General features: G+C 72.8%; 9 protein-coding genes. 6 read left to right on the top strand and 3 right to left on the bottom strand.

The window, feature by feature from the left end:
- Window positions 1-233 precede the first annotated feature (233 nt).
- From ABZX65_RS15455 to ABZX65_RS15445, 3 genes are all read left to right on the top strand, one after another.
- A complete protein-coding gene (locus ABZX65_RS15455; RefSeq protein ID WP_355338853.1) occupies window positions 234-1,217 on the top strand; it encodes an acetylxylan esterase in 984 nt (327 codons plus the stop codon).
- Window positions 1,218-1,426: 209 nt separating this feature from the next.
- Entirely contained in the window at window positions 1,427-2,302 is an 876-nt protein-coding gene (locus ABZX65_RS15450; RefSeq protein WP_355338850.1) for a (2Fe-2S)-binding protein, read from the top strand.
- A 175-nt stretch (window positions 2,303-2,477) separates the two neighbouring features.
- Window positions 2,478-3,545: a DUF2637 domain-containing protein gene (locus ABZX65_RS15445; RefSeq protein WP_355338847.1), complete on the top strand. Its 1,068-nt coding sequence runs from the start codon at window positions 2,478-2,480 to the stop codon at window positions 3,543-3,545.
- 80 nt (window positions 3,546-3,625) lie between these two features.
- Here the strand turns inward: ABZX65_RS15445 and ABZX65_RS15440 are convergent, their stop codons facing one another.
- The gene (locus ABZX65_RS15440; protein WP_355338844.1) at window positions 3,626-4,081 is read right to left on the bottom strand and encodes an ATP-binding protein; all 456 of its coding nucleotides are present in this window, start codon (window positions 4,079-4,081) and stop codon (window positions 3,626-3,628) included.
- Between the two features lie 384 nt (window positions 4,082-4,465).
- On the opposite strand from ABZX65_RS15440, the gene ABZX65_RS15435 reads away from it, so the two are divergent.
- On the top strand, window positions 4,466-7,306 hold the full coding sequence (locus ABZX65_RS15435) for a hypothetical protein (RefSeq protein WP_355338841.1): 2,841 nt from the start codon (window positions 4,466-4,468) through the stop codon (window positions 7,304-7,306).
- 162 nt (window positions 7,307-7,468) lie between these two features.
- Here the strand turns inward: ABZX65_RS15435 and ABZX65_RS15430 are convergent, their stop codons facing one another.
- Window positions 7,469-9,211: a pyruvate dehydrogenase gene (locus ABZX65_RS15430; RefSeq protein ID WP_355338838.1), complete on the bottom strand. Its 1,743-nt coding sequence runs from the start codon at window positions 9,209-9,211 to the stop codon at window positions 7,469-7,471.
- Between the two features lie 86 nt (window positions 9,212-9,297).
- On the bottom strand, window positions 9,298-12,177 hold the full coding sequence (locus tag ABZX65_RS15425) for a protein phosphatase 2C domain-containing protein (RefSeq protein ID WP_355338835.1): 2,880 nt from the start codon (window positions 12,175-12,177) through the stop codon (window positions 9,298-9,300).
- Window positions 12,178-12,557: 380 nt separating this feature from the next.
- Between ABZX65_RS15425 and ABZX65_RS15420 the strand changes: the two genes are divergently transcribed.
- The gene (locus ABZX65_RS15420; RefSeq protein WP_355338832.1) at window positions 12,558-13,553 is read left to right on the top strand and encodes a helix-turn-helix domain-containing protein; all 996 of its coding nucleotides are present in this window, start codon (window positions 12,558-12,560) and stop codon (window positions 13,551-13,553) included.
- A gap of 236 nt (window positions 13,554-13,789) precedes the next feature.
- Window positions 13,790-14,272, top strand: a complete 483-nt coding sequence (locus tag ABZX65_RS15415) for a DUF456 domain-containing protein (protein ID WP_188282878.1) — start codon at window positions 13,790-13,792, stop codon at window positions 14,270-14,272.
- The last annotated feature ends 188 nt before the right edge of the window (window positions 14,273-14,460 follow it).

The raw sequence follows: 14,460 nt of genomic DNA, 5'->3' as shown, positions 1-14,460 counted from the left end.
CGCCCGCCGACGGGAATTCCCCGCACCGGATTCCGTGCGACGCAGTGACGTCGGACAGGTCCGACGTCAGCTTCCGGAACCATGCGTGGACTGGTCCAACGGCCTTATCCCCCACCGGCATTGGACCAGCCCGAGAGAACGGACCGGGCTGGCGGAGCCGACCGGGCGTGCGGTCTCGTTTATTCTTGTGCGACCTTGTTTACTCTCGGTTCGCTCTCGCCCATGGAGTCCGCATGGCCCTGTTCGATCTGCCCCTCGAAGAACTGCGCTCGTACCGGCCGGAGCGCCACGAGCCCGACGACTTCGACGCCTTCTGGAAGCGCACGCTCGACGAGGCGGCGCGGTCGGCTCCCGACGCCGAATTCCTGCCCGTCGACGCCGCGTTGACGGCCGTCGACGTCTTCGACACGACCTTCTCCGGCTGGGGCGGCCACCCGATATCCGCCTGGCTGGTCGTGCCGCGCGGCGCGGAGGGCCCGGTGCCGTGCGTGGTGCAGTACATCGGGTACGGCGGCGGGCGCGGTCTGCCGCACGACCATCTGGTGTGGGCCGCCACCGGCCGGGCCGTGCTGGTGGTGGACACCCGCGGCCAGGGCGCGGTGGGCCGCAACAGCGCGGGCTCGACGCCGGACCCGCACGGCGGCGGCAACCCGCAGGCCCCCGGCTTCATGACCCGCGGCATCCTGGACCCCGAGGCGTACTACTACCGCCGGGTCTTCACCGACGCCGTCCGCGCGGTGGACGTGGCGGCGGCCCATCCCGCCGTCGACGCCGGGCGGGTGTACGTGGCCGGCGGCAGCCAGGGCGGCGGCATCGCGACCGCCGCCGCCGGACTGCACCCGGGGGTCGCCGCGGCGCTGATCGACGTGCCCTTCCTGTCGCACTTCCGGCGCGCGCTGACCCTCACCGACCGGGACCCGTACCAGGAGATCGTGCTGTTCCTGGCGACCCAACGCGGCACGGACGACGACGTGTTCACGACCCTCTCGTACTTCGACGGCCTCAACTTCGCCGCCCGCGCGACGGCTCCCGCGCTGTACTCGGTGGCGCTCATGGACCAGGTCTGCCCGCCGTCGACGGTCTTCGCCTCGTACAACCACTGGTCGGGCAGCACGAAGGACATCAGCGTCTACCCCTGGAACGGCCACGAGGGCGGCTCCGCCGAGCACCGCGCCACCCAGCTCCGCTGGCTCCGCGACCTGGAGGCGCAGCGGTAGCGGCGCGACGCGACACGCCCGGCGCGGGCGGCGGCCGGGGCGGGCCGGTGGGGGCGCGGGGCAGCCGGAGGGGGGCGTGCGGGCACGCCTTTCCCCCGAATGCCGTAGTGGCAAACACCCCGGATTGCTCAAGAACCCTTCTCCATGAGTAAGGTAAGCCTTACCTCGTAACGATCTCGTGTCGCTCGAAACACCCGATGGTGAGCCGCATGCCCGTGTCCAGAATCCTGCCGCCCGCCGCACCGACCGGCTCGCCACTGACCATGGCGTACGACCGGCTCGCCGAGGTCTTCCCCGGCCTCGTCGTGACCGAGGCGACCGACGTGACCCAGCCGCTGCCGCACGGCCCCGGCTGGGTCGGGGCGCGCGAACTGGCGGACGGCGGCGCCGCGGCGGACGCCCTCACGGACACCGTCGCCGCCCAGGTCACGGCCGACCACGGCCGCCGCCCGCGGCCCGACGTGGCGGCGGCGCTGGCGCTGCACCGCTACGCGTGGCCCGCGTGCCTGCTCTTCACCGTGCCGTGGTTCCTCAGCCGCCGGGTGCCGCGGCTGGCGGTCACCGACGTGTCCTTCCACCGCGCGGCGGGCCGGATGACCGTACGGCCGCGCTCCTTCGCCTGCCTGCCGGACGACCCGGCCGCGGCGCTCCCCCACGCCCGCGTCGTGCCCGGCGAGGCGGCACTGCGCGACGAGCTGCGGGCCGCGCTGGCCGAGCATCTCGCGCCGCTGCTGGAGGGATTCGGGCCGCGGCTGCGGCGCGGACCGCGTGCGCTGTGGGGCATGGCGACCGACGAGATCACCGAAGGGCTCTGGCGCGTGGGGCAGTTGCTGGGCGAGGAGGAGCGGGCCGCGGCGGAGCTGGCCGCGCTGCTGCCCGGTGGCACTACGCCGTATGCGGGAGGCGCCGCATTCCGCGAACTGACGGTCCCGACCGGTACTGACGCACCGTCACCGCCCGTGAGCCGGACCCGGGACCGGCTCACCTGCTGCCGGTTCTATACGATCAGTCCGGCCGATGCCTGCACCACCTGCCCGCGGACCTGCGACGCGGACCGGATCAGGCGGCTGGTCTCGGCGGCCTGACGATCACGCTACGATCTCGCTCAACTGAGTTGTTGTGGCACGGAAGTTCGAGCAATCCATCCGAAGGCGTGCTCTTGGGCCATAACCTCTCCAGTCATCCGCGCTCTTCGCAAAGATGTCGCTCGTAAGCCGTCCCGCGGCCCGAGCGCGACGGAAGCGACACTAGGAATCGCACATGAGACTTACGGACATATCGCTGGACTGGGCGCTCTCGGGGGCCATCGGCCTGGTCGTCCTCGTGGCCTGCGTGCTCGTCTTCCGCAACCGCAAGGCGAGTTCGAGCAGCGCCGACGGCGCCCAGGTGGATTCGTGGGAGCGCAGTGAGGAGCGCCGTCGTCGCAAGGAGGCGATATACGGCAGCGCCTCGTACGTGCTGCTCTTCTGCTGCGCCGCCGTCGCCGCGGCCCTCTCCTTCCACGGCCTGGTCGGCTTCGGCCGGGAGAACCTCAACCTGACCGGCGGCTGGGAGTACCTGGTCCCGTTCGGCCTGGACGGCGCGGCGATGTTCTGCTCCGTACTGGCCGTCCGTGAGGCCAGCCACGGTGACGCGGCTCTCGGCTCGCGCATGCTGGTGTGGCTGTTCGCCGGCGCCGCCGCCTGGTTCAACTGGGTGCACGCGCCGCGCGGTATCGACCACGCCGGTGCTCCGCAGTTCTTCGCCGGGATGTCGCTCTCGGCCGCGGTCCTCTTCGACCGCGCGCTGAAGCAGACCCGCCGGGCGGCGCTGCGCGAACAGGGGCTCGTACCGCGTCCGCTGCCGCAGATCCGCATGGTGCGGTGGATGCGGGCACCGCGTGAGACGTACGCGGCCTGGTCCCTGATGCTCCTCGAAGGCGTACGCACGCTGGACGAGGCGGTCGAGGAGGTCCGGGAGGACAAGCGGGAGCGCGAGCAGAACGTGATGCGCCGCCGCGACCACGACCGGCTGGAGCGGGCGCGCGTCAAGGCGCTCAACCGGCAGCACAGGAACTGGCCGCGTGGTGGCGGCCGGGGCGGCCGTCAGGTCGAACTGCCTCCGGCGGCCAGTGCCGCGGGCGGCAGCGGCCAGGCCGCATCGGAGCCTGCCATAGAGGCCCACGCGGCCGAACTCCCCGTCCGCGCCCGTCCGGCGCTCCAGCCGGTACGCGAGGACGCCGCGGCCCCTTTCACCATCGACCTGACGGCGGAGGACGACACGATGACCCTCCCCCGACTGGACTCCCTGGAACGCAAGCTGGAGGAAATGGAACGCCAATTCGGCTGAGCCGAAAGCCGGTTGTCGACTGCCGCCCACGGGTGGTGGGGCACGGGAGAGATACCCGGGTCCCCGCCCCGTGGGCGCTGTCACGCGCGGCGGGCGTCGACTTCGAACCAGACGACTTTGCCCTTGCCGCGTGAGTGCGCGCCCCAGGCGTCGGCCAGGGACTGCACGAGGAGCAGCCCGCGGCCCGAAGTGCCGTGGTCCTCGGGGGCGGTCGCCTGGGCCGGGAGCCTCGGGTGCCGGGCGAGGTCGTCGTAGACCTCGACGCGCAGCCGCTCCCCGGCCGTCCGCCCGGGGACGAGTGTGGCGGTGAGCACCGCCCCGTCGGTGGTGTGCTGGAGTGCGTTGGTGACCAGCTCGGTGGCGAGCAGCTCCGCCGTGTCGCAGAGCACGGGCACTCCCCAGTCCCGCAGATGCTCGCGCAGCAGGCGACGCACCTCGGCCACGGCCGGGAGGTCGGCGTGCCGCACCGTATGCCGCAGTATCTGCCCCGTGATGTCCGTCTGATCCCCCAGTTCCCCTGCTTCGGGCTCTTCCATGGCCCCGCTCCGGTCGCCGCCGCGATTCCCCGGTCGAACTTTCTTGCCGATAGGCATTCCCAGCCCCACAGGTTCCAGTCCTGCACGCGTGATCCCCTGATGTGTCCCGGATGCGCGCAGCCGACGTCACATCGGAGGTCTGCGGATCGCGCCGCCGCCGTCGCGGATTCTCGACCCGGGCAGGCACTCTGACCTCCACTCCCTAGAGAGGTCCGATGTATAGCCGACTCAGCGTTGTGAAAATCCTTGACACTACGCGGTCACGGCCTCCACTCTGTGGCGCACTCATCCCATGTGTCTCTTGGGTGTTGCGCCTGTGTTGTCGTCCCGTTGCCTCGGGAGGGGCCCGTGTACTCACCGCAAGGAAAACTCGGACGTCGGCGAATGATCCGACCACCCGCGCTCGTCACCACCGCACTTCTGGCGGCGGGCCTGCTCACCGCGGGCCTGCTCGTCCCCGCCGCCGCCCCGCCGGCCGCGGCGGCGACCGCGACCACGGCCTGGCAGAACGGCGGCTTCCATGTCGACACCCCCAATGTGATCCGCCGCTCGAACATCGTGCTCGGCTCGCCGAACACCGCCGCCGCGCAGTCGCTGCCGCTGGGCAACGGCTCGCTGGGCGCCGCCGCCTGGGCCGCGGGCGGCTTCACCGCGCAGCTCAACCGCGCCGACACCCTGCCGGGCCGCAAGTCCCCGGGCCAGGTGCAGATTCCGGGCCTGTCCGCGCTGACGAACGCGAGCGACTTCAAGGGCTCGCTGGACGTCTACACCGGTGTGCTCACCGAGTCCGGCGGCGGCATGACCCTCAAGTCCTGGGTGTCGGCGACCAAGGACGAACTGATCGTGGACGTCACCGGCGCCGATCCGGGCGCCCAGCAGACCGCGACGCTGAGCCTGTGGTCGGGCCGCGGTCCGCAGGCCGCCGTCTCGGGCACCGTCGGCACGCTGGCCGAGACCTGGGTGGACAACCAGGAGGCGGGCTCCTCGGGCCGTACCTTCGGCTCGCTGGCCGCGCTCTCCGCGGGCGGTCGCAATGTCACCGCCTCGGTGGTCAACTCCACCCAGGTGAAGGTCGCGTTCACCCCCAACGCCGACGGCTCCTACCGGGTGATCCTCGGCGCCCCGGCCTGGACCGGCGGCAACGCGGCGACCACCGCCGCGAATCTGCTCGGCTCCGACGCGACCGCCGCCGAGTCCTCGCTGCTGTCCTCCCAGCAGTCCTGGTGGTCCGGCTTCTGGGCCAACTCCGGTGTCCTTGAGGCGAATTCGGCCGACGGCACCGCGCAGTACATGGAGACGCTGCGCACCTTGTACCTGTACATGGAGGCCGCCTCGATGCGCGGCACCGTGCCGGGCAGCCAGGCGGGCGTCGCCGACATGTTCAACTTCGGCCAGGACCACCAGAACTGGACGCCGTCGGCGACCTGGCTGTGGAATCTGCGCACCCAGATCTCCGCGAACACCAGCAGCGGCAACTTCGCGCTGAACATCCCGATCTTCAACCTCTACCAGAACAACCTGGCCGCCATCGAGGCGTGGACCAAGCAGCAGATGGGCGGCACACCGGGCGCCTGCGTCCCCGAGGTCATGCGGTTCAACGGCAACGGCGGCGACCCGGGCAACGGCGCCAACGCGGCGTGCAGCCAGCCGGGCAGCCCCAACTGGAACGCCCTGAACATCACCTCGGGCGCCGAGATCAGCCTGTTCATCTGGCAGCAGTACCTGGCCACCGGCGACATCAACTTCCTGCGCACGTACTACCCGTTGCTGAAGTCGTCGGCGACCTTCCTGCTCAACTACCAGAAGGTCGGCTCGGACGGGAAGCTGCACGCGGTCGCCAACGCGCACGAGACGCAGTGGGCGGTGCAGGACCCGACGACCGACCTGGCCGCGGACGCCGCGCTCTTCCCCGTGGTGATCAAGGCGGCGCAGCTCCTCAACACCGGGGACACCGCGCTGATCTCGCAACTGACCACCGCGCAGGGCCAGATACCGGCGTGGGCGCGTACCGACTACGGCCGTACGCAGGTGCTGCCGCCGTCGGCGGACGCGTCGAACAACGACATCATCGCGTACTCGTACCAGCCGACCGCGCAGATCAGGAACAGCGAGAACATCGACCTGGAGCCGGTGTGGCCGTACAACCTGGTCACCGACGACCCGGGGGCGCTGCGGGACCTGGCGGTGCGCTCGTACAACCACCGGGCGGTGACCGGGGGCAACGACTGGAGCATGGACGCGATCGACGCGGCCAGGCTCGGGCTGGCCAGTGAGGTCGCGGCGAGGCTGACGTCGATCACCCAGAGCCACCAGGTGTACATCAACGGGCTGGCCGACCTCGGCAACACCGTCGGCACGGAGGCGTACATCGAGCAGGCGTCCGGTGTCGCGACCGCGCTGAACGAGGCGCTGGTGCAGGACTACGACGGGCTGCTGCGGATCGCCCCGGCCTGGCCGGCCGGCTGGGACGCGGCGGGCACGGTCTCGGTGCAGGGCAACACCAAGGTGGACGTGCAGGTCCAGAACGGCACCCCGGTCACGGTCGCCATCCAGGCCGGGTCGTCGCAGACCATGCGCGTGCGCAACCCCTGGCCCGGTCAGTCGGTGCAGGTGGTGAACGGTTCGAGCAACGCCGTCGTGGTCGCGCCGACCACCGCGGGCACCTTCAATGTGCCGGTCGCCTCGGGGCAGTCGTACCTCGTCGAGCCGGTGGCCGCGCCGACCACGGCGCTGCCCTACGCGCAGGTCTCCGGCTCCCCCGCCACCGCCGCCAAGCACCTGGGCAATGTGCAGATCGGTCTGGACGGCGGCGGCACCGCGCCCGGCGGCGGCACGGTGGTCTCGCTGCGCGCGCACGCCAACGGCCAGTACGTGACGGCGGACAACGCGGGCGCGGCGCCGCTGATCGCCAACCGTACGGCCATCGGGCCCTGGGAGCAGTTCGACGAGATCGACCAGGGCGGCGGTTGGATCGCGCTGCGCGCGCACGCCAACAACAAGTACGTGACGGCCGACAACGCGGGCGCCGCCCCGCTGCTCGCCAAGGTCGACGCGGTCGGCACCTGGGAGCAGTTCCAGCTCGTGCGCAACGGCGACGGGAGCGTCAGCCTGCGGGCGCGGGTCAACAACCAGTACGTGACGGCCGAGAACGGGGGCGCGGCGGCGCTGATCGCGAATCGGGCGGCCATCGGGCAGTGGGAGGAGTTCGATCTGATCCAGAGTTGACGGCTTTTCCCGTCGGCCCCCTGTTCCGTCCCGCGGTACCCGTACAGCGACGGCTGATTGTCCGGGCACCGCTGGACCGGGACGGGGGGTCGAGCCGGTGGAACGTGCCGGTCGGGGTGTGCCGGAGGGCGCGGTCCTGGGTCGCAACGGAGCCGAACGGGGCTACGGGCGCGGCACGTTGCGCAGGTTGGAGCGCGCGAGCTGCACCATCTTGCCGACGCCGCCGTCCAGTACGACCTTGCCCACCGACAGCGCGAAGCCGCCGATCTGCTCGCCGGTGATCTTCGGCGGGATGGACAGGGCGTGCGGGTCGGTGACGACGTCGACCAGGGCGGGCCCCTTGTGCCGGAAGGCGCCGCGCAGCGCGTCCCGCAGGTCCTTGGGCTTCTCCACCCGGACGCCGTAGGCCCCGGCGGCGTTGGCGATGGCCGCGAAGTCCGGGTTGTGGTTGGTGGTGCCGTACGCGGGCAGGCCCTCGACCATCATCTCCAGCTCGACCATGCCGAGCGAGGAGTTGTTGAACAGCACCACCTTGACGGGGAGTTCGTACTGGACGAGCGTCAGGAAGTCGCCCATCAGCATGGTGAAGCCGCCGTCGCCCGACATCGACACCACCTGCCTGCGGCGGTCGAGGAACTGCGCGCCGATCGCCTGCGGCAGCGCGTTCGCCATCGAGCCGTGCGTGAAGGAGCCGATGACGCGGCGCTTGCCGTTGGGCGTCAGATAACGGGCCGCCCACACATTGCACATGCCCGTGTCGACGGTGAACACCGCGTCGTCCGCGGCCTCTTCGTCGAGCACGGACGCCACGTACTCCGGGTGGATCGGCACGTGCTTGTCGACCTTGCGGGTGTACGCCTTCACGACGCCTTCCAGCGCGTCGCTGTGCTTCTTCAGCATCCGGTTGAGGAATTTGCGGTCGGACTTCTCCCGCACCTTCGGCGTCAGGCAGCGCAGCGTCTCGCCGACGTCGCCCCACACCGCCAGGTCCAGCTTCGAGCGGCGCCCGAGGTGCTCGGGCCGCACGTCGACCTGCACGATCGTCACGTCGTCCGGCAGGAAGGCGTTGTACGGGAAGTCGGTGCCGAGCAGGATCAGCAGGTCGCACTCGTGCATCGCCTCGTACGCGGCGCCGTAGCCGAGCAGACCGCTCATGCCGACGTCGTACGGATTGTCGTACTGGATCCACTCCTTGCCGCGCAGGGCGTGGCCGACCGGGGCCTTGACGCGTTCGGCGAAGGCCATCACCTCGTCGTGCGAGCCCGCGGTGCCGCTGCCGCAGAACAGGGCGACCTTGTTGGCGCCGTTGACGAGCCGGGCGAAGACGTCGAGTTCCGCGTCGCCGGGGCGGACGGTGGGGCGGCGGGTGACCAGGGCGTGCTCGATGCTGCGCTGCGGCGCGGTCTGGGCGGCGATGTCGCCCGGCAGGCTGATGACGCTGACGCCGCCGCGGCCCACCGCGTGCTGGATGGCGGTCTGGAGGACCCGCGGCATCTGCGCCGGGTTGGAGATCAGCTCGCTGTAGTGGCTGCACTCGCGGAAGAGCTGGTCGGGGTGGGTCTCCTGGAAGTAGCCGGTGCCGATCTCGCTGCTGGGGATGTGCGAGGCGAGCGCCAGCACCGGGGCCATCGAGCGGTGCGCGTCGTACAGGCCGTTGATCAGGTGCAGATTGCCGGGGCCGCAGGAACCCGCGCAGGCCGCGAGCTTGCCGGTGAGCTGGGCCTCCGCGCCCGCCGCGAAGGCCGCGACCTCCTCGTGGCGTACGTGCACCCATTCGATGGAACGGTTGCGGCGTACGGCGTCCACGACGGGGTTGAGGCTGTCGCCCACCACCCCGTACACGCGCTGTACGCCCGCGCGCACCAGCACGTCGATGAACTGCTCGGCCACGGTCTGCTTCGCCATCGGGCCCACCTGTCCTCGTCGGTGACTCCTCTCATCTCACCGGGAAGTGGGTGGCCCCGCATCCGGGAGCGCCGGGGCGCGCCCGGTCACGCGTCCCAGACGGTCACCGCCGTCCGGTCGTCGGCGTAGCCCTTGACGCGGGTCTGGGCGTCGGCCAGATACGCGGCCATGCCGGGCGGTCCCGCGCCCCAGCGGCCTGCCAGGTGGACGGCCAGCGCGGGCTCGCCGCGCAGCGGTTCCGCGAGGCCGCCGCTGCACATCACCAGCGCGTCGCCGGGCTGCGCGACGGTGGCCCGGAAGCGGAACGGCGCCGCCGTCTCGTCCGGCGCCAGGTCCAGGTCCTGCCAGGTGTCGTCCCTGATCCGGAACAGTCCGCCGTCGCCGACGCCGAAGAACAGCCGGGTCCGGCACTCCGGGTCCGCGGGCAGCAGCAGACAGCGCAGCGAGGCGGTGTACGTGCCCTCGTCCAGGCCCAGGTCCTCGCCGCGGGCCCGCAGGCGTCCGTAGCAACGGTCGGTCAGCCGGTGCAGGCCCGACTTGAGCGAGCCTCTGCGGGCCGCGCGCAGGTCGTCAGAGAGCCGGTTCCTGCTCCGGCCGACCGCGCCCGCGATCCACCGCACCGCGTCCTGCGCCGCCTTGTGCGCGTCGTCCGCCGCGCGGGCGCCGCTGGCCATCGCGACCAGCAGCAGCGCCTCGTCGCCGCTGCCGAAGCGGGCCGTGAGGAGGGCGTCCCTGCGGGGCTGGCCCCGGTACCGCGCCGAGTCGCCGCGCAGCGACACCGTCCGGACCGTCATGCGGCCGTACCGCGCGCCGTCCAGCACCGTGTCCGCCACCAGGGCGCCGAGGTCGTCCGGTTCCGCCTCCGGCCACGCGGTCGGCTCCGCCGCGTACGTCGGCGGCCCCCCGCCCACCACCTCCGGCTCCGCGACCTCGTCGCGCGCCCCCACCGCCGCCACCCACCCGGGCGGCAGCTCCGGCGCCCACCGCACCTCCCCTTCCACGAACCCCGTCTCCCGCCCCCACCCCGCCGCCGACCCGGCCGCCTTCCCTGCGCCCTCGGTCGCCCCGGTCCCGGCCTCGGCACCGTCCCGCTCCCCCGCCTGCCCCTTCCGCCCGCCGACCGGCACGCCGACGACCGCGGGCCCCGCCCAAGGACGGCGGGGCTCGACCGAAGCGGACGGCTGCGGGGGATTGGGCTGTTCGGACTCCGACCCGTCGGACTCGCCCGGCACCGCCGGGACAGACTCGGCGTCAGCCGCCTGCGAAGGGCGTGACGGATCGGGCTCCGGCTCGACCGGTTCGGCCTCGGCCGCAGGTGTCTCCGGAGAAGGACCCGGCTGGGCCAGTGCCTCCGGAGAAGGACCCGGCTGATCGTTCTGCGCTGCGGTCGGCACACCCACGGCAGTCGGACCCACCCAGGGACGGCGGGGCTCGGCCGGGGCGGACTGCTGCGGGGGGCTCGGCTGATCGGGCTCCGGTACGGCGGGCGGCTGGGCCGCCCAGGAGCGATCGACCTCCGCCCCGGGCGGGACAGCCCAGGGAGAGCCGGGCTCCGGGGAGGCGGTGGGGGCCTCCCGGTCGGCCGGGACAGGCTCGGCGTCAGCCGCCTGCGGGGAGGGACCCGACTGGGCGGGCTCCGCCTCGGTCGGGGGGACCCACGGGCGGCGGGGCTCGGGCGGGGCGGACGGCTGCGGGGGAATGGGCTGGGCGGGCTCGTCCGGTGTCGCAGGGGCGGGTGGTTGGGCCGCAGAAGGGGAACGATCGGGGGCAGGTCCGGGCGGGGCGGTCTGCGGGCTCGGGGGTGCGCTCGGCGTGGTCGGGGCGGGCGGCCAGGGGTAGTTGGGGTCCGCCGCGCCGGTCGGGGCGGTAAACGGGCGGTGGGGCTCGGCCTCGGGGCGGTCCGCCTCCGGGGTGGCCCAGGAGTTGTCGGAGGGGGGCGGCTCGGGCGCGGGGCGGCGGGCTGCCAGGAGTTGGTCGAGCGCCGAGTCGGTCGGCGACGGCGGTCCGGAATCGTCCGGCTCGGCCGGTGCCGGTTCGGCCGTCTCGGGGGTCGGGGCCTGCCAGGCGGTGCGGGGCCAGAGGGCAGGCTCGTCCGGGGAAGCGGGCGGGGGGTCCTCGACGGCGAAGGTCGGGGTGGCCGACCACGCGTCCCACGATGCTCCGGGCGTATCGCCCTCCGACGCCTCCGGCTCTTCGGCGACGGGCTCCGGCGCCGGTGCCGGCTCGGGGGCGGCCGAAGGTGAGCGGGTCCACCAGGAGTCGGACGCGGGGCGCGGCGCCTCGCGGGGCTCCGGGGCGGGGGCCGACGGCTCGGGGCGTTCGGCGAAGGTGGGAGCGGACGACCAGGCGTCCCAAGGGCGTTGCTCCGGCCGGGGCGGCGGAGTGGGCTCGGGCGCGGCGGCCTCCGGAGCCTCTTCCGGTGGCGGCGGCGCCGTGCCGAAGGTCGGCTCGGCCGACCAGGCGTCCCACGCGGGAGCGTCATCGACCGGCGGCGCGTCCGGCGCGGCGATCGACGGCTTGGCGGGTGGTTCGGCCGAGGACTCGACCGGCGGCTCGACCGGCCGCTCGGCTGGCACCACATCGACCGGCACCACGTCGGCCGGCACCTCGTCAGCCGGTGCCTCGTCGGCCGGCACCTCGGGCGACGCGTCCTGCTGAGCCGGAATCGACACCGAAGCGGGCTCCGGAGCCGAGACCGGCGCCGTGGTCGGGACCGGCGCCGGAGGCGCACCCGGTGTGCGCGGCGGCCCCGGCCAGGAAGGGGGCGGAGGCGGCGGAGTGGGCCGACGCAGTCGCAACGTGTCGGCGGCCGGCGTCGGCGGCGGAGGCGCCACCGCGTCCAGCGCCGTATCGAAGTGCGCGTCGACGGAATCCGGCGTGGCGGACGGCGTGGCCGCGTCGTCGTCGTACAACTGACGCCACCAGTCGTCCTCTTGGCTGCTGTGGGAGTCCCCCTGCTGGCTCATGCCCTTATTGTCCACCGCGCGGGCCGCCGGGAAACGTGGAACCGCCGGGCCGGCCCCGCCCCCACAGCAGGGCCGCCCGGCGGAGTCGGCGTCCCCGGCCGGGACCTCGGGAAAGATCCTCCGGGGACCGCACCGTGACCTTCGGACGCGTCCGGAGACTTCTTCCGGGGGCTGCCACGGACACCGTCCCCGGCGCCCTCCGTCCCGCCTCCCGCGAAGCCACCGAAAAGCTCCCCGTCAAGCTCTCCGTCAAGCTCTCCGGAAAGCTCGGTGTCGATCACACTGGCAGAGCGGACCTGCGGGAGTACAAGATGACCAAGGCGGGAAACCGCCGTGGCTCATTTCCGCCACCGTCACCATCACCGCAGGGAGGGGGCTCCGTGCTCGGCGCCATCGGTCTGGACGAAGTGCAGGAATCGGCCTACCGGGCGCTGGTCGGCCTGGGCGCGGCCGAGGTCGGCGACCTGTCGCACCGCCTCGGGCTGAACGAGGAGGACGCGGGCCGCATCCTGCGCAGGCTGGAGGGGCACGGGCTGGTCGCGCAGTCGTCGGCGCGGCCCGGCCGCTGGGTCGCCGCGCCACCGGCCGTGGCGCTGTCGGCGCTGCTGACCCGGCAGCGGCACGAGTTGGAGCAGGCGGAGCTGGCCGCCGCCGTCCTGGCCGCCGAGTTCCGCGCCGAGGCGACGGAGCCGGCCGTGCACGACCTGGTCGAGGTGGTCACCGGAGCCAACGCGGTGGCGCAGCGCTTCCTGCAACTCCAGTTCGGCGCGGAGAGCGAGGTCTGCGCCCTGGTCACCGACCGCCCGGTGGCCATCACCGGGACGGAGAACGACGCCGAGCAGGAGGCGTCCCGACGCGGCGTCACGTACCGCGTGGTGCTGGAACGTTCCGTCGTGACGAGCCCGAGCGGTTTCACGGAGGTGTCCGCCGCGCTCGGCAGGAACGAACAGGTGCGGGTGGTGGACCGGGTGCCGACCAAACTGGTGGTGGCCGACCGGTCGTTGGCGATGGTGCCGCTGACCCGCCGCCTCGCCCAGCCCGCCGCGCTGGTCGTGCACGCCAGCGGGCTGCTGGAGTCGCTGATGGGGCTGTTCGAGGGAGTGTGGCGGCAGGGGATGCCGCTGAGCCTGGACGGGACGGGCACCGTGGCCGAGGAGTCCCCCGAAGCGCCGGACAGCACCGACCTGCGCATCCTCTCGCTGCTGCTGGCCGGTCTGACGGACGCCTCGGCGGCCAAGCAGCTCGACCTCGGGCTGCGCACCGTGCAGCGCCGGGTCAAACGGCTGATGGAGATCGCCGAGGTCACCACCCGCCTCCAGCTCGGCTGGCACGCCTACGAACGCGGCTGGGTGGCGCGCGGCGACACGGACGTATGAGCGCGGGGCCGTACGCGGTGGCCGGTCGCCGGTCCGCCGGTCCCGCCGGTCCCACCGGAAGGGTGAGCGCGCCACCGGACGGTTGACGGGGCGGCGGACCGACGACGTCCCCACGGCGTACGGACGGCGTACGAGCGGCGTACGCGAGTGGTCCTACGGGTCTCGGACAGGTCTCGCCTTGCGCCCCGAGGGTGATCCGCCCGGCGGACGGGCGCGTCATCGGGCAGGGTGGGCTCATGGGGACCGCACAGGTGTGCCTGATCGGCGCGGTGATGCTGCTCGGACTCGTCGGTGTGCTGGCCCCCGGCGTGCCGGGGACGCTGCTCTGCTGGGCCGCCGTCATGTGGTGGGCGACGCAGGAGCACACGAGCCTGACCTGGGGCGTACTGGCCGGGGCGACCGGTCTGCTGGCCGTCGTCCAGGTGGTGGTGTGGCTGCTCCCGGCGCGCCGGATCCGCGATTCGGGCATCACCTGGCACACCGTGCTGGTCGCGGGCTCCTTCGCCATCGCCGGTTTCTTCCTGATCCCCGTGCTGGGCGCGGTCCTCGGCTTCGTCGGCACGATCTACGCGACCGAGCGCGTGCGCCTCGGCGGCCACCGCGCCGCCTGGACCGCGACCCGCACCGCGATGCGCGCGGTGGGCGGCTCCGTCCTGGTCGAACTCCTGGCGTGCCTCGTCGTGGCGGGCGCGTGGCTGGGCGCGGTGATCGCGGGCTGACCGGCACCCGGCCCCGCGCTCAGGGGGAGACGTACGGGGTGTGCGGTCGTACGGACATACGTATGGCCGTACGACCGCGCGTCCCCAATCGGCCTAGGTGTATTGATCACGAGCGTTGTTGACATGTGCCGGTGCTTGATCATGGCGAAGACCTCCGGTGTGGTGGAGCTGTCTAGGACTGCACCGCA

Source organism: Streptomyces sp. NPDC003300 (assembly GCF_040610915.1).
Taxonomy (GTDB): Bacteria; Actinomycetota; Actinomycetes; order Streptomycetales; family Streptomycetaceae; genus Actinacidiphila.
The sequence above is the reverse complement of the archived record's forward strand: the minus strand, read 5'-3'. Positions and strand labels throughout refer to the sequence as shown.